General features: G+C 73.4%; 17 protein-coding genes and 1 riboswitch. Of the genes, 4 read left to right on the top strand and 13 right to left on the bottom strand.

The annotated features are described in order from the left end of the window. Nucleotides 1-276: 276 nt before the first annotated feature. From ACFVHI_RS23490 to ACFVHI_RS23470, 5 genes are all read right to left on the bottom strand, one after another. Nucleotides 277-1,020: a cobalt-precorrin-6A reductase gene (locus ACFVHI_RS23490; RefSeq protein WP_380342331.1), complete on the bottom strand. Its 744-nt coding sequence runs from the start codon at nt 1,018-1,020 to the stop codon at nt 277-279. A 5-nt stretch (nt 1,021-1,025) separates the two neighbouring features. Continuing rightward, complete coding sequence (gene cobM / locus ACFVHI_RS23485; protein ID WP_063350076.1) at nt 1,026-1,787, bottom strand: precorrin-4 C(11)-methyltransferase; 762 nt, start codon at nt 1,785-1,787, stop codon at nt 1,026-1,028. Beyond that, nucleotides 1,784-3,022, bottom strand: coding sequence for a precorrin-6y C5,15-methyltransferase (decarboxylating) subunit CbiE (gene cbiE / locus ACFVHI_RS23480; RefSeq protein ID WP_380342327.1), 1,239 nt, complete (start codon nt 3,020-3,022; stop codon nt 1,784-1,786). The genes cobM and cbiE overlap by 4 nt, the downstream gene beginning before the upstream one ends. A gap of 102 nt (nt 3,023-3,124) precedes the next feature. Beyond that, a complete protein-coding gene (locus tag ACFVHI_RS23475; RefSeq protein ID WP_380342324.1) occupies nt 3,125-3,544 on the bottom strand; it encodes a gamma-glutamylcyclotransferase family protein in 420 nt (139 codons plus the stop codon). A 127-nt stretch (nt 3,545-3,671) separates the two neighbouring features. Next, nucleotides 3,672-4,265, bottom strand: coding sequence for a dihydrofolate reductase family protein (locus tag ACFVHI_RS23470; protein ID WP_063350079.1), 594 nt, complete (start codon nt 4,263-4,265; stop codon nt 3,672-3,674). 149 nt (nt 4,266-4,414) lie between these two features. Here ACFVHI_RS23470 and ACFVHI_RS23465 point away from each other — a divergent pair, with 149 nt between their 5' ends. Next, nucleotides 4,415-4,990, top strand: coding sequence for a TetR/AcrR family transcriptional regulator (locus tag ACFVHI_RS23465; RefSeq protein WP_063350080.1), 576 nt, complete (start codon nt 4,415-4,417; stop codon nt 4,988-4,990). Between the two features lie 54 nt (nt 4,991-5,044). On the opposite strand, the gene ACFVHI_RS23460 is transcribed toward ACFVHI_RS23465, so the two are convergent. Next, the gene (locus tag ACFVHI_RS23460) at nt 5,045-5,608 is read right to left on the bottom strand and encodes an EF-hand domain-containing protein (protein WP_063350081.1); all 564 of its coding nucleotides are present in this window, start codon (nt 5,606-5,608) and stop codon (nt 5,045-5,047) included. A gap of 120 nt (nt 5,609-5,728) precedes the next feature. Then, on the bottom strand, nt 5,729-6,160 hold the full coding sequence (locus ACFVHI_RS23455; RefSeq protein ID WP_380342319.1) for a cytidine deaminase family protein: 432 nt from the start codon (nt 6,158-6,160) through the stop codon (nt 5,729-5,731). Between the two features lie 41 nt (nt 6,161-6,201). Between ACFVHI_RS23455 and ACFVHI_RS23450 the strand changes: the two genes are divergently transcribed. Beyond that, nucleotides 6,202-6,447 (top strand): hypothetical protein, encoded by a 246-nt coding sequence (locus ACFVHI_RS23450; RefSeq protein ID WP_063350083.1) that lies wholly within the window; start codon nt 6,202-6,204, stop codon nt 6,445-6,447. On the opposite strand, the gene ACFVHI_RS23445 is transcribed toward ACFVHI_RS23450, so the two are convergent. The 4 genes from ACFVHI_RS23445 to ACFVHI_RS23430 form a co-directional block, all read right to left on the bottom strand. After that, nucleotides 6,444-8,084 carry a dipeptide ABC transporter ATP-binding protein gene (locus ACFVHI_RS23445; RefSeq protein ID WP_380342316.1) on the bottom strand — a complete coding sequence of 547 codons (1,641 nt, stop codon included), beginning with the start codon at nt 8,082-8,084 and terminating at the stop codon, nt 6,444-6,446. The genes ACFVHI_RS23450 and ACFVHI_RS23445 overlap by 4 nt on opposite strands. A gap of 118 nt (nt 8,085-8,202) precedes the next feature. Continuing rightward, nucleotides 8,203-9,195 carry an ABC transporter permease gene (locus ACFVHI_RS23440; RefSeq protein WP_063350084.1) on the bottom strand — a complete coding sequence of 331 codons (993 nt, stop codon included), beginning with the start codon at nt 9,193-9,195 and terminating at the stop codon, nt 8,203-8,205. Nucleotides 9,196-9,314: 119 nt separating this feature from the next. After that, the gene (locus tag ACFVHI_RS23435; RefSeq protein WP_380342312.1) at nt 9,315-11,066 is read right to left on the bottom strand and encodes an ABC transporter substrate-binding protein; all 1,752 of its coding nucleotides are present in this window, start codon (nt 11,064-11,066) and stop codon (nt 9,315-9,317) included. Nucleotides 11,067-11,142: 76 nt separating this feature from the next. Continuing rightward, a complete protein-coding gene (locus tag ACFVHI_RS23430; protein ID WP_063350086.1) occupies nt 11,143-12,108 on the bottom strand; it encodes an ABC transporter permease in 966 nt (321 codons plus the stop codon). 305 nt (nt 12,109-12,413) lie between these two features. Further along, nucleotides 12,414-12,509, top strand: a riboswitch (ZMP/ZTP riboswitch). A gap of 29 nt (nt 12,510-12,538) precedes the next feature. On the opposite strand from ACFVHI_RS23430, the gene ACFVHI_RS23425 reads away from it, so the two are divergent. After that, the gene (locus ACFVHI_RS23425) at nt 12,539-14,029 is read left to right on the top strand and encodes a glycine hydroxymethyltransferase (protein WP_380342309.1); all 1,491 of its coding nucleotides are present in this window, start codon (nt 12,539-12,541) and stop codon (nt 14,027-14,029) included. A 148-nt stretch (nt 14,030-14,177) separates the two neighbouring features. Here ACFVHI_RS23425 and ACFVHI_RS23420 read toward each other — a convergent pair whose 3' ends face one another. Together ACFVHI_RS23420 and ACFVHI_RS23415 are read right to left on the bottom strand one after the other, a co-directional pair. Next, nucleotides 14,178-15,608, bottom strand: a complete 1,431-nt coding sequence (locus ACFVHI_RS23420; protein ID WP_244293505.1) for an aldehyde dehydrogenase family protein — start codon at nt 15,606-15,608, stop codon at nt 14,178-14,180. 113 nt (nt 15,609-15,721) lie between these two features. Beyond that, nucleotides 15,722-16,000 carry a hypothetical protein gene (locus ACFVHI_RS23415; RefSeq protein ID WP_380342306.1) on the bottom strand — a complete coding sequence of 93 codons (279 nt, stop codon included), beginning with the start codon at nt 15,998-16,000 and terminating at the stop codon, nt 15,722-15,724. Between the two features lie 277 nt (nt 16,001-16,277). On the opposite strand from ACFVHI_RS23415, the gene ACFVHI_RS23410 reads away from it, so the two are divergent. Then, entirely contained in the window at nt 16,278-17,258 is a 981-nt protein-coding gene (locus ACFVHI_RS23410; protein WP_244293506.1) for a class I SAM-dependent methyltransferase, read from the top strand. The last annotated feature ends 108 nt before the right edge of the window (nt 17,259-17,366 follow it).

Raw genomic sequence — 17,366 nt, 5'->3', positions numbered from 1 at the left:
CCGATACTCCGCATGGACTCCCTCCTCCGCCTTGCGATGCACGCACTCCGACGCCGCGCGCTGATCCGACGTGATCCGAAAGAGAGCCCCTAGTCGCACCTCCTCGCCGTAGTGCCCCAGGACGTCCAGCGACTCGGCGGCGGCGACGAGTTGACGGGCATGGTCGCACTCGCGGCGCCAGGCCGCGAAGGCCTCCTCCGGGTCGGCGGTGTCGGCGTCGACATTCGGCCGACCCGACCCGACCCGACCCGACCCGAACCGACCCGACCGGCCGTCCTAGCGCAGGTGCTGCAACCACCGCACCGCGCCCGGTACGTCCGGGGCCGCCGGTACGCCGTCGGGCAGCGGCGGGCGTTCCACGACGACCACCGGGAGCCCGAGTTCGCGCGCGGCGGTGAGTTTGGGCGCGGTCGCGGCGCCGCCGCTGTCCTTGGTGACCACGACGTCGATCCGGTGCTCGCGCAGCAGCGCCCGTTCGCCGTCGAGCGTGAACGGCCCCCGGTCCAGCAGGACTTCGAGCGTGGACGGCAGCGGCGGCTCGGGCGGGTCGACCGAGCGGGCGAGGAAATGCAGGTGGTCGAGGTGGGCGAAGGCGGCGATGCCCTGTCGCCCGGTGGTGAGGAAGACCCGCCGTCCGAGGCCGGGCAGGAGTTCGGCGGCCGCGGCGAGCGAGGGTGCGTGGTGCCATCGGTCCCCGGGGACGGGCGCCCAGCCGGGCCGCCGCAGCGCCAGCAGCGGCACGTCGGCGGCGGCCGCCGCGAGGGCGGCGTTGCGGGACATCCCGGCGGCGAACGGGTGGGTGGCGTCGATGACCGCGTCGACCCGTTCGCCGCGCAGCCAGTCGGCCAGCCCGTCCGGGCCGCCGAAGCCGCCGATCCTCACCTCCCCTGCGGGCAGCCGGGGTTGGGCGACCCGGCCGGCCAGCGAACTGGTGACCCGCAGGGACGGCAGCTCGACGAGTGCGGCGGCCAGCGCCCGCCCCTCCGTCGTCCCGCCGAGGATCAGGACGTGCCGGGTCATGGGGTTCACGCCCCGCAGGGCTCGTGCGGGCGTTCGCGCTCCGCCGAGTAGAGGTGGCTGTCGCGGAACTGCTCGGCGGCCAGGGTCCGGCCGACCAGGATGACGGCGGTGCGGACCACGCCCGAGGCCTTGACCTGTTCGGCGATGTCGGCGAGGGTGCCGCGCAGCACCAGCTCGTCCGGCCGGCTGGCCATCGCGACGACGGCGGCCGGGCAGTCGGCGCCGTAGTGCGGGAGCAGTTGCTCGACGACGTCGTCCACGTAGCCGGCGGCCAGGTGCAGCACCAGCAGGGCGCCGCTGCGGCCGAGGGTGGCCAGGTCCTCGCCCTCGGGCATCGGGGTGGCGCGCTTGGCGATCCGGGTGAGGATGACGGTCTGGCCGACGGTCGGGACGGTCAACTCCCGCTTGAGCGCGGCCGCGGCGGCGGCGAAGGCGGGCACGCCGGGGACGATCTCGTACGGCACGCCGGCCGCGTCGAGGCGGCGCATCTGCTCGGCGACGGCGGAGAAGACGGACGGGTCGCCGGAGTGCAGCCGGGCCACGTCCTGTCCGGCCTGGTGCGCGCGGACCAGCTCGGCGATGATCTGGTCCAGGTTGAGCTGCGCGGTGTCGACGAGGCGGGCGCCGGGCGGGCATTCGTCGAGGAGCTCGCGCGGTACCAGGCTGCCGGCGTAGAGGCAGACCTCGGCGCGGGCCAGGAGGCGCTGGCCGCGCAGGGTGATCAGGTCGGCGGCGCCGGGGCCGGCTCCGATGAAGTAGACGGTCACGACGCGTTCTCCTGAGGGGTGTTGGGCTTGACGGCGGACCACTGGGTGACCGGCATGGCCTGCCGCCACCCGGTGAAGCCGCCCACCGGGACGGCGTGCGCGACGGCGAGCTTGACGAGCTCCCCGCCGTGGCGCCGGTACCACTCGGTGAGCAGCGCCTCGGATTCCAGCGTCACGGTGTTGGCGACCAGCCGGCCGCCCGGCCGCAGGGCGGCCCAGCAACTGTCCAGCAGGCCGGTCGCGGTGAGGCCGCCGCCGATGAACACCGCGTCGGGGGCGGGGAGTTCGGCGAGCGCGGCGGGGGCCGGGCCGGTCACCACGCGCAGTCGTGGCACGCCCAGGGCGGCGGCGTTGCGGGCGATCCGTTCGGCGCGTACCGGGTCGCGTTCGATGCTGACGGCCTGGCAGTCGCGGTGCGCGCGCAGCCACTCGACGGCGATCGAGCCGGAGCCGCCGCCGACGTCCCAGAGCAGCTCGCCGGGGGAGGGGGCGAGGGCGGCGAGGGTGGCGGCGCGCACGTGCCGCTTGGTGAGCTGGCCGTCGCTCTCGTAGGCGGCGTCGGGCAGGCCGGGGACGAGCGAGTTGCGGGGGCCGTCGCCGAGGTCGACCGCGATGACGTTCAGCGGGTCGCCGGGTGGGTGCGGCCAGCCGTCGGCGGTGCCGTCGAGCCGGCGTTCGGCCGGGCCGCCGAGCTGTTCGAGCACCCGCAGACGGGCGGCGCCGTAGCCGCGTGTGGTGAGCAGCCCGGCGACGGCGGCCGGGGTCGCGGCGTCGGCGCTCAGCACGAGCAGGCGGCGGCCGGGGTTCAGGGCCAGGGCGAGGGTGTCCAGCGGGCGGCCGACCAGGCTGACCACCTCGGTGGACTCCAGCGGCCAGCCGAGTCGGGCGCAGGCGTGGGAGACGGAGGAGGGGTGCGGCAGGACGCGCAGCCGCCCGGCGCCGACCGTCTCGGCGAGGGTGCGGCCGATGCCGTAGAACATCGGGTCGCCGCTGGCCAGGACGGCGACCCGGCGGTCCGCGTGCGCGGCGAACAGCCCGGGGACGGCCGGGCGCAGCGGGGACGGCCACGGGACGCGCTCGGCGGCGACCTCGTCGCGGGGGAGGAGGTCCAGCTGCCGGGGGCCGCCGACGACCACCTCGGCTGCCCGCAGGGCGGCCCGGCCGGCGGTGGAGAGGCCGGGCCAGCCGTCGGCCCCGATCCCGACGACGGTGATCGGGGGTGGCAGCTCGGGCACCGGGTGGCTCCTGTCGTTCGGCGGGCGCCGTGAGTAGAAAAAATAACTATCGGGGCAGCCTACCTGGCGGTATCCGGCCGCCCGTCTCCCGCCCGTCCCCCGCTACCGGTCCGCCCAGTCCCCCGAGTCGATCACCTCGGGCCGTTCCCGTAGCCGGCTCTCGACGACGGGCCCGGCGAAGTACACCCAGGCCTCCCGCAGCTCGCCCGCCGCCGTCCGCACCGGCAGCCGCCGCCGTACGTACAGGCCCGTCCCGTCCGCCCGGCAGTCCTCCAGCCGGTCCAGCGCCGCGAGCGCTCCGGCGTACGCGCCGGGCCGTACGGTGATCAGCTCGCCCACGATCCGGCGCCCGGGCGTCGCGTCCGGCACCGCGTACGGGTACCCGGGGCCGTCGTGCAGTGTGGCGCCGTCCAGCACGGCCGGGCGGATGTCGGCGCAGCGGCCGGCCAGGTGGGCGGCGTGGTTGCGGCCGCCGCTGCGCAGGGTGCCGTAGACGAAGAACGGCAGGGCCTCCTCGGACACGGGTTCGACCTCTCGGCTGGGGGAGCGCCCACGGTACGTCCTCGCGCCCGCGCCGCGATAGCGCCTCTTGCCTCGTGCGTCCCGTGCCCCGCGCCCCGTGCCCCGCGCGTCCGCCGGACGGTGGGTGTCAGGCGGCGTCCGGGGCGGTCCGTGCGTAGGTCAGGACGACGTTGCCGCGCTCGAAGACACGGCTGTCGGTGAGCGTGAAGGCGCGGGGCCCGAACTCCGCGCGGAACAGCGGGATGCCCGATCCGACCACCACCGGGTACTGCTTGATGATCAACTCGTCGATCTCGGGCAGCAGCTGGCCGGCCAGGTCGGCGCCGCCGCAGAGCCAGATGCCGAGCCCGTCCTGCTGCTTCAGCCGGCGGACGAGGGCCACCGGGTCCTCCGCAGTGACCTCCACCGCCGGGTCCGGGCTGGTGCCGAGGGTGCGGGAGACCACGATCTGCCGCAGGTGGGCGTAGGGGCTGGTGAGGCCCACGGCCAGCCCCGGTGCGTAGGTGCCGCGGCCCATGACGACGGTGTCGAAGCGCTTGTTGGGTGCCTCCGCGATGCCGAACGCCGCGCGGCCGGGGGTGGGGATGGTCTCCGGGTACTCGGCGAAGAGCGTCGAGGTGTAGTCCTCGGTGAGGAACGGCGCGAAGAAGTCGAAGCTGTCGTCCGGGCCGGCGATGAAGCCGTCGATGGTGGTGCCGATGAAGTAGGTGAGCTTGCGCATGCAGGTCCTTTGGGGTCGGGAAGCGGCGCGGGCCGTGCGGCCCGCCGCCTAACCACTCCGACTATAGTACTCCAGTCGTAGTGGTTGCCGAGGTGTTTTCGGACCCGGGCGCCCCGGCCCCCGAAAACCCCGCGAGAGAGAATCGACCCATGGTCCAGAACCCCGCCCGCCGCACCGCCCTCGCCGACGCCGCCATCGAGGTCCTCGCCCGCGAGGGCGCCCGCGGCCTCACCTTCCGCGCGGTCGACGTGCAGGCCGGCGTCCCCAACGGCACGGCCTCCAACTACTTCGCCAACCGCGACCACCTGCTCCACCAGACCGCCCGGCACATCCACCACCGGCTCACCCCGGATCCGGCCGTCATCGCCGACCTGCTGCGGGCGCCGCGTGACCGCGCTCTGGTCGCCGCCCTGATGCGCGACCTGATCCGCCGCATCTCCGCCGACCGGGCCGGCTACCTCGCGATGCTCGAACTGCGCCTGGAGGCGACCCGCCGCCCCGGCCTGCGGGCCCAGCTCACCGGCACCATCCGCGAGCAACTGGAGGCCAACGTCGCCTACCACCTCGACGGAGGACTGCCCGGCGACCGCGAGACCGTCCTCGTCCTCTACCTCGCGATGACCGGCCTGATCGTCGAACACCTCACCCTGCCCGAGGTGTTGGGCACCGACACCCTGCCCGCCCTGCTCGACACCGTCGTCGAGCGAATCGTCCCCGCGACCTGACTCTGCCGGCCTCGCGTTTCGGCGGGCGAGGGGGCGGCTGTGCCGGAGGGGGTGTCAGAGGGTGTGCGGGGGCCTGCCCGTCCACCAGTTGCCGGGGGCGTCGGGGTCGCGGCTGGTCCAGAACTCGATGATCGCGCTGGTGAACTCGGCTGCGGAGAGGGTGCCGTCGCCGTCGCGGTCGAGGTGGCGGAAGGCCTCGTCGGCGTCGTCGCGGGAGAGGCCGGCGAAGTGGCCGCGCTGGAAGACGAAGAACTCGCCGGCGTCGACCGTTCCGCTGCGGTCGGTGTCGGCGACGGCGAGGAAGGCGTCGGCGAGTGCGCCGAAGCTGGTCCGCGCGGCCTCGGGGTCGTCGGAGAGGGCGCCGGTCGAGCGGACGAACTGTTCGCGGGTGATCGCCTCGGTGCCGGCGGGCAGGTGGGCCAGGTGCAGGTCGTGCCAGACCGTCAGGTAGGCGCGGACGATGACGGCCTCGGCCTCGGAGCCCTCCTGATGGCCGAGCGAGCGGGCGACGGCGATGCCCATGAGGACGTGGTCCCGTTCGGTGAGGAGTCCGTCGCCGTCGGCGTCGAGGTGGTCGAACCCGTGGTTGATCTTTGCTGTGAGCAGGTCGTCCGACAATGTGCCCCCTCGGTTGGCGATCACTACGACACGTCGCCAGCACGCTAGTGCCTGGAGTCGCGCTCGCGCAGCCGAACGACGGGTGAACGGCCACACGAGCGCGACTCGAAGGCGAGGTTGCTAGCCGTCCTGGTGCTCGGCCCAGACGTACGCCTCGGGGAGCAGGTCGAGGACGGGCAGGGCGAGCAGTTCCGTTCCCCGCTTGACGATGATCTCGACCGTCGGGAAGTAGTCGAGCAGCACCTGCCGGCAGCGGCCGCACGGCGGCACGACGCCCCGGCCCCGGTCGCCGACCGCGACGACCGTGGTGAGGTCGTACGCGCCCTGGCCGGCGGCCGCGCCGATGAGGACGAGCTCCGCGCACGGGCCGCCGGTGAAGTGGTAGGCGTTCAAGGCCGTGACGATCCGCCCGTCGGCGTTGCGTCCGGCGGCCGCGACGGTGTGGTTGTCGCCCCGGGAGAAGCGCTGGGCCACCGCCCGGGCGGCCTCGACGAGCTCCTGGTCGACGGCTGCGCGGTCTCCTACGGGGTCGGATTGATCGCTGGCGGACATATTCGCTGGGACTCCTTGATCGCACATGACAGGCTTCGATCATGGACCGACCGCCCCTGACCGTGCCAACGCTTTACGCGGGCCCCTTCACCCTTCGCCCCTGGCGCCTCACCGACCTCGCCGTGGTCCGGGAGGCGGGCACCGACCCGTACATCCCGCTGGTCACCACCGTCCCGGCCGCCTCCGCCGGGTACGACGACGAGCGCCGGGACATGCACCTCTACGCACTCCTCCCCACCGACCCCCGCGAGGCCACCGACCCCCGCGAGGACCGGTCCCCGCGCTAGTGCACCGCCGCCAGCAGCTCCCGGGTGTACTCGGTGTGCGGCGCGCTGAACAGGCGGTCGCGGTCGGTGGACTCGACCAGCCGGCCCCGGTGCATCACGGCCACCCGGTCGCAGAAGTGCCGCACCACGGCGAGGTCGTGCGAGACGAACAGGAAGGCGACGCCGAGGCGTTCGCGCAGCTCCATCAGCAGGTTGAGCACCTGCGCCTGGACCGAGACGTCGAGGGCCGACACCGGTTCGTCCGCGATGATCAGGCGCGGCTGCGGGGCGAGGGCCCGAGCGATGCCGATCCGCTGGCGCTGTCCGCCGGAGAACTCGTGCGGGTAGCGGTCCAGGTGGGCGGCGGGCAGCCCGACCTGGTCCAGCAGTTCGGCCGAGCGCTCCCGCCGCTGCGCCGCGTCGAGTGAGGTGTGCAGGCGCAGCGGGGTGTCGAGGGTCTGGGCGACGGTGCGGCGCGGGTTGAGGGAGGCGTACGGGTCCTGGAAGACCAGCTGGATCTCCCGGCTGAGCCGGCGCCGCAGCTCCCGGCTTGGGCGGGTGACGTCCTGGCCGTCGTACAGGACCGTTCCCGAGGTGGGCTGTTGGAGGCCGGCCAGGACGCGGGCGGTGGTGGACTTGCCGGAGCCGGACTCGCCGACCAGTCCGAGCGTCTCGCCGGGGGCGATCCGCAGTCCTACGCCCTCCACCGCCCGGACGGGCTCGGCGCGCAGGCTGGGAAGGCGGCGCCGCCCGGGGAAGTGGACGGCGAGGTCCGCCACCTCGACGAGCCAGCGCTCGGGGTGCCCGACCGTCCGGGGCGCGAATTCGGCGATGGGTGACGGATCGTCAACTGTCGGCAACGGCGAGCCGGGTACGGAGTCGAGGGTGAGCGCCGCCCCGACCAGTGCGCGGGTGTACGGTTCGCGCGGCGCGGCCAGCAGCTCGGCGGTCGGCGCGGACTCGACCTCGACGCCGCCGCGCAGCACGAGCGTGCGGTCCGTCGTCCCGGCGACCACGCCGAGGTCGTGACTGACCAGCAGCACCGCCGTGCCGTGCTCGCGCTGCAACTCGCCGAGCAGGTCGAGGACTTGCCGCTGCACCCGGGAGTCCAGGGCGGTGGTGGGCTCGTCGGCGATCAGCACCTTCGGGTCGTTCATCAGTGCCATGGCGATCATCACCCGCTGGCGCATCCCGCCGGAGAACTGGTGCGGGAAGTCGCGCACCCGGGCGGCCGGGATGCCGACCCGGTCGAGCATCGCGGCGGCCCGTCGGCGGGCCTCGGCGCGGCCGGCGCCGGGGTGGTGCAGCCGGTACATCTCGGCGAGTTGGGCGCCGACGCCGTGGAAGGGGCTGAGCGAGGTGAGCGCGTCCTGGAAGACCAGCGCGGCCCGGCCGCCCCGGACCGGGCGCAGCGTGGACTCCGTCGCGCCCACCAACTCCTGCCCGCCCAGCCGGATCGAGCCGGTGACGGTGGTGGTGCGCGGGTCGTGCAGGCCGAGGACGGCGAGGCCGGTGGCCGACTTGCCGGAGCCCGACTCGCCGACCAGGCCGAGGACTTCACCGGCGGCGAGGTCGAAGGAGAGCCCCCGGACGGCGGTCACGGGCGCCCCGCCGCGCGGGTCGGCGAAGGTGACGGTCAGATCGCGAACGCTCAGCACGGGCTCTGCGGAGGGCGCGGCACCAGGCCCAGGAGCGGCCTCCGACACGGCTCCGGGCGCGGCTCCGGACACGCCCCCGGACACGGATTCAACAGTGGACGTCATCGAACGGCTCCAGTCAGCTCAGGCGGATTCGCGGGTCGAGCCAGGCCACCACCAGGTCGGCCAGCGCGACGAACAGCACCACGAAGCAGGCGGCCAGCAGCACCGCGCCGACCACCGCGGGCAGGTCCTGCCCGGACACCGCCTGGGCGGCGAACCGTCCGACCCCGTTCAGCCCGAACACCGTCTCGGTGATGACCGCCCCGCCGAGCAGCACCCCGGCCTCCAGACCGAGCAGTTGCACCAGCGGTCCGGCGGCGCCGCGCGAGGTGTACTTGAGGTGGGCGCGCAGCCGGCCGAGGCCCTTGCCGCGCGCCGTGCGGACGTACTCCTCGTTCATCGTCTCCAGCAGCTGGGAGCGTGAAAGCCGGGCGAACACGGCGGAGTTGACGAAGCCGAGGACGAGCCAGGGGAGCAGCAGCCCGCCCGCCCAGGCCGCGAGGTCCTCGGTCGGCGGGGTGTAGGAGGGCAGTGGCAGCAGGCCGGTGGAGTAGACCAGTGCCCACTGGGCGACGTATCCGAGGAAGTAGATCTGCACGCTGGCGCCGACGAGGGTGAAGCCGGAGAGCAGCCGGTCGGTGCGGCCGCCGTGCCGCAGCGCGGAGACGAACCCGGTGCCGAGGCCGAGCACCAGCAGGACGGCGAGGGCGCCGGCGGTGAGTGAGAAGGTGACCGGCAGGTGGTCGGCCAGGGCCTCGGTGACGGGCTGGTGCAGCCGGTAGGAGTAGCCGAGGCAGGGCGCGTCGCAGTGGATGACCGAGCCGTCCACGTCGCTGATGTCGCGCCCGGCGACGACCCCGGTGAGGTAGTCGGTGTACTGGGTGAGCAGCGGCTGGTCCAGGCCCATGCTCTGGCGCACCGCCGCGACTTGGCCGCTGTCGCAGCGCGGGCCGCAGGCGGCGCGGGCCGGGTCGGCGGGCGCGGCGTAGAAGAGGGCGAAGGCGGCGGCGGAGACCGCGACCAGGACGGCGAGGGCCTGGAGGGTCCGCCGCAGGGCGAAGGAGAGCATGGCCGGTCCGGGGTCGACGGGACGGGGAGGCGTGCGCGAGGGCTACGTGGAGCACACGGGGAGTGCAGGACTTCAGGGGCCCGCCCCCGCACCGACCGGCGCGGGGGCGGGTACGGCGGTCAGGACTTCAGGTACAGCCACGCCAGGCTGACCGTGCCGTAGATGGGGTGGATGAACGCCCCGCCGACGTTGGAGCCGCGCACCTGGTTGACGTTCGCGTAGACGAACGGCAGCACCGGGACGTCCTGCATCACGGTCTTCTCCAGCGCGTACAGCTCCTTGGCCTTGGCGCGCGGCTCGCCGATCTGGTTGATCCGGTCGATCTCCTTGTCCACCGCCGGGTTGCGGTAGCGCGCGGAGTTGAGGTCGCTGCCGGCGCGGCCGTCGAAGGAGAACGGGATCAGCGTGGACGGGGTCGGCCAGTCGACGGAGGAGGTCTCCTCGAACAGGTCGTACGGGGAGTCGGCGCGGTGCACCTCGTCCAGGAACGCCTTGGGGTCGATCGGCTTGGGCACGATGGTGATGCCCGACTTGGCGAAGCCGTCCACCAGCACCTGCGCGGTGCGCTGTCCGTCCGGGGTGTTCTTGTACCCGTAGGTCAGGCTGGTCGGCGCCTGCTTGGCCTTGGCGAGCGCGGCCTTGGCGGCCTCCGGGTCGCCTTCGGGCTTGACCGGGTAGAGGTCGTACTTCTCCCAGTCGATCAGCGCCGGCGAGCTGAGCGTGCTGGCGAGTTCGCCGATCCGGGAGCCGCCCTGGACCTGGCGGGCCTGCTGGCGGGGGTAGCCGAGGTGCAGGGCCTTGCGGACCTCGACGTCCGGCACCCGCTCGTTGTTGATCACCAGCTGGGTGACGAAGGCGCCCTGGCGCCCGGAGACGACCAGGTCCTTGGCCTTCGGGTCGGTGTCGGCGGTCTGGTACAGCTCGGGGGAGAGCACGTCGGAGGCGGTGGTGGCGCTGGCGCCGCCGTCGCGCCCGGACAGGATCTCCTGGTTGATGTTGAGCGCCTCCTTGCCGAACGTGAAGACGAACTTGTCCGGGTACTGGCTGCGGATCGGGTCGGTCTCGGCCTTCCAGGCGGGGTTGCGCTCCAGCACCATGCGGGTGTTCTGGACGTGCTCGACGATCCGGTAGGGGCCGGTGGCGAACGGCTGTCGGTCGTAGTCCGTCCCGGTGTCCTTGTCCCGGCGCACCGGCGAGGACGAGGACTGCGCGGCCATGTACGGGACGTCGGCCTGAGGCTGCGGGAAGTGGAAGACGAGGGTGTGCTCGTCGGGCGTCTCGATCGCGGCCAGGTCGCCGTCCTGCGGGCCGGCGTACTTGGCGCGCGCCGCCTCGTAGCTGGCCTCGCCGGTGAGCCACTGCGGCCAGTACGGCGGGCCGACCTCGTAGCCCTTGCCGAAGCTGCGCTCGATGCCGTACTTGACGTCCTGGGAGGTGATCGGCTTGCCGTCCTCCCAGGCCACGCCGTCCTTGAGCCGGTACGTCCAGGTGCGCCCGCCGTCGCCGGAGGTGCCGGTGTCGGTCGCCAGGTCGCCGACCAACTTGGCCTTGCCGTCCACGACCTGATACTGCGTCAGCTGGCGGCCCCAGAGCAGCGAGGCGTTGTACGTCGCGCCCGCGTAGACCTTCTGCGGGTCGAGGTGGCGGAACTCGACGCTGTTGTACACGTTCACGGTGCCGCCCACGCGGGCGCCGGCAACGGCGGGGGCCGGGCCGGCGCTCTCCTTCTCGCCGCCGAGCGCGGCGGTCAGCGGGGACGTCTCCTTGGCGGCCGCCCCGGCGGGCGCCGGGCCGGTGCCCGCGCCGGCCGAGCAGGCGGTCGCCAGCAGGGCGGTGGCGACGACGGCGAGGGACGGTCTGGTCCAGCGCATGGCGAATCTCTCCTTGCCCCGGGAGTCGGGGCGGGTCGGGGCGGGCTTGGGGTGATGGACGGAGGAGGACGGGGGCTCAGCGGGCGGCGCGCGGGTCCAGCGCGTCCCGGACGGCATCGCCGAGCAGGTTGAAGGCGAGCACGAAGAGCAGCAGGGCGACACCGGGGAAGACCATGTAGGTCGGATCGGCCTGGAAGACCTCGGAGCCGCGGGAGATCATCCGCCCCCAGTCCGGGATCGGCTCCGTGATGCCGACGCCGAGGAAGGACAGCACCGCTTCGGAGGCGACGAAGGTCGGCACCGCCATGGTGGCGTGCACCAGCAGCTGCGAGCGGACGTTCGGCAGCAGTTCGTGGACGACGACATGGAATCGGCCGGCGCCCTGGGCCCGGGCGGACTGCACGAAATCCCTTTCCCGGAGCGACCGCACGGTGGCCCGCAGGGAAAGCGCGAGCGGAATCCAGCCGAACGCGGAGAAGACCAGGATCAGCACCAGGAACTGCATCCACTCCGGTTCCGCGGCGCCCGGATCGACCAGCCGGGACTGGATGACGGGGCTCAGCGCGAGGAGCAGGAGCAGGGTCGGAAAGGCCAGCAGCACGTTGGCCAGGAAGCCGAACAGCCGGTCGGCGATCCCGCCGAGGTAGCCGACCGCGACCCCGGCCAGCACGCCGAGCGTGGTGGTCACGGCGGCGGAGGCGAAGGCGATCAGCAGCGAGGTGCGGATGCCGTAGAGCAGCTGGGTCAGGACGTCCCGGCCGAGCCCCGGCTCCAGGCCGAACCAGAAGTCGCCCGAGATGCCGCCGTTCGGCAGGACGGGCAGGCCGCTGTCGCTGAGCAGGCCGGGGGAGTTCTGGCCGTAGTGCTCGACCGGGTTCTTCCCGTACAGGGCGGCGATCAGCGGGGCGGCGAGGGCGAGCAGCAGGAAGAGCAGGACGACGGCGAGGGCGGCGGCGCCGACCCGGTCGCGCAGGAGTCGGCCGAGCAGCCTCGGCGCGGCGGGTGCGGGGACGGTGCCCGCTGCTGTTTCGACCACGGCCATGAGAGGCGTACTCCCCGAATTCTCCGCCGCCCTGTGGGTGAGGGTGCGCTGGTGTGCATTTCCGAACCGGCCCCCGGGGGTTTCCCGTCGGCCGTTCGAGCGCCATCAGACCGGATGCGCGGGGAGGTCCGCAAATCACCTCCGGCGGTTTTCCCCGGCATTGTTTCGGCGCGTATTGCGGCTTCATTCGGCGTCATTGCGCCGCAATACCGGCGTTGCAGAAGAACGGACATCGAGGGATGAAACGGGCACGCTGTCCCGAATCCTGAGATCTCCGCCACATCCCCCCGGGCATTGGTACGATCCCGGGGAGCCGCGACTGGCGCGCACGGATGGAACCGACCATCGGGAAGCGGCTCCGTGCACCCGCACGACAGTTGCCGAGCGCCTGGGCCGTCCGTACTCGTCCGTGCACCACGAGGAGACCGCCTTGGCCACCCCGCACACCCCTCATGCCGTTGAGGCCGCTCAGGCCCCGCACACCGCCGCCGGCGCGGCCGCCGACACCGCCTTCCGCAGCGCCCTCGACGTGGTCGCCGGCGTGGAGCCGCGGATCGCCGCCGCCATCGGCCAGGAGCTGGAGGACCAGCGCGCCTCGCTCAAGCTGATCGCCAGCGAGAACTACGCCTCCCCGGCCGTCCTGCTCGCCATGGGCAACTGGCTCAGCGACAAGTACGCCGAGGGCACCGCGGGCCGGCGCTTCTACGCGGGCTGCCGCAATGTCGACACCGTCGAGACCATCGCCGCCGAGCACGCCCGCGCCCTGTTCGGCGCCGACCACGCCTACGTCCAGCCGCACTCCGGCATCGACGCCAACCTCACCGCCTTCTGGGCCGTCCTCTCCCAGCGGGTGGAGAGCCCGGCGCTGGAGCGGGCCAAGGTCCGGGGCGTCAACGACCTCACCGAGCAGGACTGGGCGCAGCTGCGCCAGTCGCTCGGCAACCAGCGGATGCTCGGCATGTCCCTGGACGCCGGGGGCCACCTCACCCACGGCTTCCGACCCAACATCTCGGGCAAGATGTTCGACCAGCGCAGCTACGGCACCGACCCGGCCACCGGCCTGATCGACTACGACGCGCTGCGCGAGACCGCCCGGGAGTTCCGCCCGCTGATCCTGGTCGCCGGCTACTCCGCCTACCCTCGACTGGTCGACTTCCGGCGGATGCGCGAGATCGCGGACGAGGTCGGCGCGACCCTCATGGTCGACATGGCGCACTTCGCCGGCCTCGTCGCGGGCAAGGTGCTGACCGGCGACCACGACCCCGTCCAGCACGCCCAGATCGTCACCACGACCACCCACAAGTCGCTGCGCGGCCCGCGCGGCGGCATGGTGCTGTGCGACACCGAACTGGCCGAACACGTCGACCGCGGCTGCCCGTTGGTGCTCGGCGGACCGCTCTCGCACGTCATGGCCGCCAAGGCGGTCGCCTTCGCCGAGGCCCGCCGACCCGAGTTCCAGACCTACGCCCACGCCGTCGTGGACAACGCCCGGGCGCTCGCCGAGGGCCTGCTGCGCCGCGGCGGCCGGCTGGTCACCGGCGGCACCGACAACCACCTCGTCCTCGCCGACGTCTCCGGCTACGGCCTGACGGGCCGTCAGGCGGAGGCTGCGCTGCTGGACTCGGGCGTCGTCACCAACCGCAACTCCGTCCCGCAGGACCCGAACGGCGCCTGGTACACCTCGGGCGTGCGCCTCGGCACCCCGGCCCTCACCACCCGCGGCCTCGGCACCGCCGAGATGGACGAGATCGCCGCCCTGATCGACACCGTCCTGCGCGCCACCACTCCGACCACCACCGCGGGCGGCGCCCCCTCCAAGGCCCAGTACCGCCTCGACGACGCCGTGCGCGACGGCGTCGCCAAGCGCGCCACCGACCTCCTCGCCCCCTTCCCCCTCTACCCGGGCGTCGACCTCACCTGACCGGCCGCACCTGACCGGCCCCGCCTGACCGACCTCACCTGACCGGCCCCGTCCAACCGCCCTCGATGCCCGAACCCCCGGGCCCGCCGCCCCACTTGCGGCGGGCCCGGAGCCGGCGCCGAGGCCGGCACCCCGCTCGGTACCGAGGTCAGTACTGCAGCGACTTGTACTGGAGGAACTCCTCCAGCCCGTGGCGGCCCAGTTCGCGGCCGAGGCCGGAGCTCTTGTAGCCGCCGAACGGGGCGAGCGGGTTGAAGCGGCCGCCGTTGAGGTCGACCTGGCCGGTGTCGAGGCGGCGGGCGAAGGCGGCGGCGGTGTCGGTGTCCGCGGCCCAGACTCCGCCGGCCAGGCCGTACTCGGTGTCGTTGGCGAGTTCGGCGGCGTGGTCCTCGTCCCGGTAGGGGAGGACCACCAGGACGGGTCCGAACACCTCCTCCCGGGCGATCGCCATGTCCCCCGTGACGTCGGCGAGCACGGTCGGGTGGACGTAGAAGCCGGTGGGCAGGCCCGGGACGGGCTCCGCGCCGCCGACGACCAGCCGGGCGCCCGCGGCGAGCGCGCCCTCGACGTAACCGCGTACCCGGGCCAGCTGCTTGGCGTTGACCAGCGGGCCGATCCGGGTCTGCGGGTCGGTCGGATCGCCCGGGGCGTACTTGGCGGCGGCCTTCGCGGCCGTCGCGACGGCCTCCTCGTACTGGTCCTGGTGCACCAGCAGGCGGGTCCACGCGCTGCACGTCTGGCCCGAGTTGGCGAACACGTTGGCGATGTTGACGTTGACCGCCCGGGTCAGGTCCGCGCCCGGCAGCACCACGTTGGCGGACTTGCCGCCGAGTTCCAGGGCGACCCGCTTCAGACCCCGGCCGGCCGTCTCGGCGACCTGCCGGCCGACGGCGGTGGATCCGGTGAACGAGACCACGTCCACGCCCGGATGGGCGGCGAGTGCCGCACCCGCCACCGCGCCCGTGCCGGTGACCAGGTTGAACGCGCCTGCGGGGAAGCCCGCTTCGTGCACCAGCCGGGCGAACAGCCGGGCCACCAGCGGGGTGTCCTCGGCGGGCTTGAGGACCACCGGGCAGCCGGCCGCCAGGGCCGGGACGACCTTGGCGACGATCTGGTGCAGCGGGTAGTTCCACGGCGTGATCGCCGCGACCACCCCGGCGGGCTCGGCGAGCACCACCGAGTTGCCGATCCGCTCCTCGAAGGGGTGCTCGGCGAGCAGCGTCAGGTAGGAGGTCGCCACAGTCAGTGGCGCTCCGGCGTGCACGGCGGCGGCGAAGCCGACCGGGGCGCCGAGTTCGGCGACCACGGTGGCGGTGATCTCCTCCTGCGCGGCGGCGATTTTGTCCCGCAGCCGGGTCAGCAGGGCGAGCCGGTCCGCGCGGGCGGTCGTCGCCCAGCCGCGGGCCGCCCGGCGGGCCGCGGCGACCGCGGCGTCGACGTCGGCCGGCCCGCCGGCCGGCACGGTGGCGAGCACCTGCTCGGTCGCCGGGTTCAGCACCTCGATCGACCCGGCGTCGTCCAGGGAGGGCCGCCAGGCGCCGTCGATGTACTGGTCGCCGTACTCCGCGTGCTGCTGCACCGAGTGTCCTCTCATCCGGTCGGCCGATTGACCAACAGCGCTAGTCAAAGGGCCAGTCAAGGCGGCCCGGTCGGCCGCGCGCAAGAGCCAATCCGGTCCGGTGGGCCGGCGGGTTACCCCGGGGCGAACCGTGCGGTGTACTCGTCGAACGGCTCGGTCCCCGCGCCCGCGCCCCGCTCGTCCGACCGCTCAAGGGCCTCGCGCGGCCACGGCACCGGGCGGCCGCCCGTCACCGGCCCCGTCACCGGCCCCGTCACCGCCTCTGCCACCGCCGTCAGCTCCACCGCCCGCCGCAGGACGTCCAGTTGACGATCCGCGCGCGGCGCGGCCGGCCGCGCCGCACGGGCGGCCGCCGGTCCCACGGCCAGCTCGGCCGGCCGACTGTGGTCCACCGTCGCGGGACACCGGACGAACCGTCCCGAAGGCTCCGCGTTCACCCTCCGACAGCGAAACGACGGTCCGAGAAAATCATTGCGCGAAAAGCTCCTCACGCCTGTGGGCACCGCTGTAGATTGCAGCGAACTCAGCGGTGAAGCACTACTGTTGCCAGTGGTTCGTAGTGGTGCACATGGTCCGGGACCAGCGCGTCCCACGGTCGGGCGGGGGTTTCCACCGGGCTGAGGTCTGGCTTAAATCCGCAGGTCATCCGTACCGCATAAGGAGCATCCCGTGACCGATGCCGCGTTGAAGGACGAGTCGCAGCGGCCTGCCGAACCAGCCGTGCTGGAGGACGTTCCGGGCTGGTTCTGGGACCATGACCGGCACTCGTTCGACTGGTTCATGGGACGGCAGGAGAAGACCGGGGTCACCGGCGACCTGCTGGAGATGGGCGCGTACCTGGGCCGCAGCGCGATCGTGATCGGCGAGCACCTCCAGCCCGGCGAGTCCTTCACCGTCTGTGACCTCTTCGACTCGGACGCGCCGGACGACGAGAACGCGGCCGAGATGGACACCTCCTACCGGAAGTCGCTGACCCGCTCGGCCTTCGAGGTCAACTACCTCGCCTTCCACGAGGAACTGCCGGAGATAATCCAGGCCCCGACCTCCGCCCTGGCCGGCGGGCGGATCGCGGCGGGCACGTTCCGCTTCATCCACATCGACGCCTCGCACCTGTACGAGCACGTCGTGGGCGACCTCCAGGTGGCCCGGGTCGCGCTTCAGGACCAGGGTGTCGTCGTCCTGGACGACTACCGCTCGCAGCACACCCCGGGCGTGGCCGCCGCGACCTGGGGCGCGGTCTTCAACCACGGGCTCAAGCCGATCATGTTGACCGAGTGCAAGTTCTACGGCACCTGGGGGGATCCGGAGCCGTTCCAGCGTGATCTGCTCGACCGGGTGGACCTCGCCGCAGGCTGTTACCTCAGCTCCGAGACCTTGAACGGGCAGCAGGTGCTCCGGATGACCGGCGATTCGGACGGGATCGGCGCGTTCCGCCCCTCCCGCCACCACCGGCGGCTGGCCGCGGAGGCGGCCCGGGACGAGGCCTCGCAGTCCCGCCGGGCGGTCCAGGAGGAGGCCGCCCGCGACCTCGCCGCCCGCCGGGCCCGCGCCGCCGAACTGCGCCGCCCGGCCAATGTCGCCAAGCGCGCCGCCCGCGACCTGCTGCCCCCGGTCGTCACCTCCGTCATCCGCCGCGCCCGCCGCGGCTGACGGCCGCCCCCGACGGCCGACGGGTCCGACTGTCACCCGACACCCGGCCCCGCCCTGTCCCGCCCCGCCAACGCCGAAGGGCCGGTCGACGAACTCGACCGGCCCTTC

The organism is Kitasatospora sp. NPDC127121 (genome assembly GCF_042677305.1).
In the GTDB taxonomy this organism is placed as follows: domain Bacteria; phylum Actinomycetota; class Actinomycetes; order Streptomycetales; family Streptomycetaceae; genus Kitasatospora.
The sequence above is the reverse complement of the archived record's forward strand: the minus strand, read 5'-3'. Positions and strand labels throughout refer to the sequence as shown.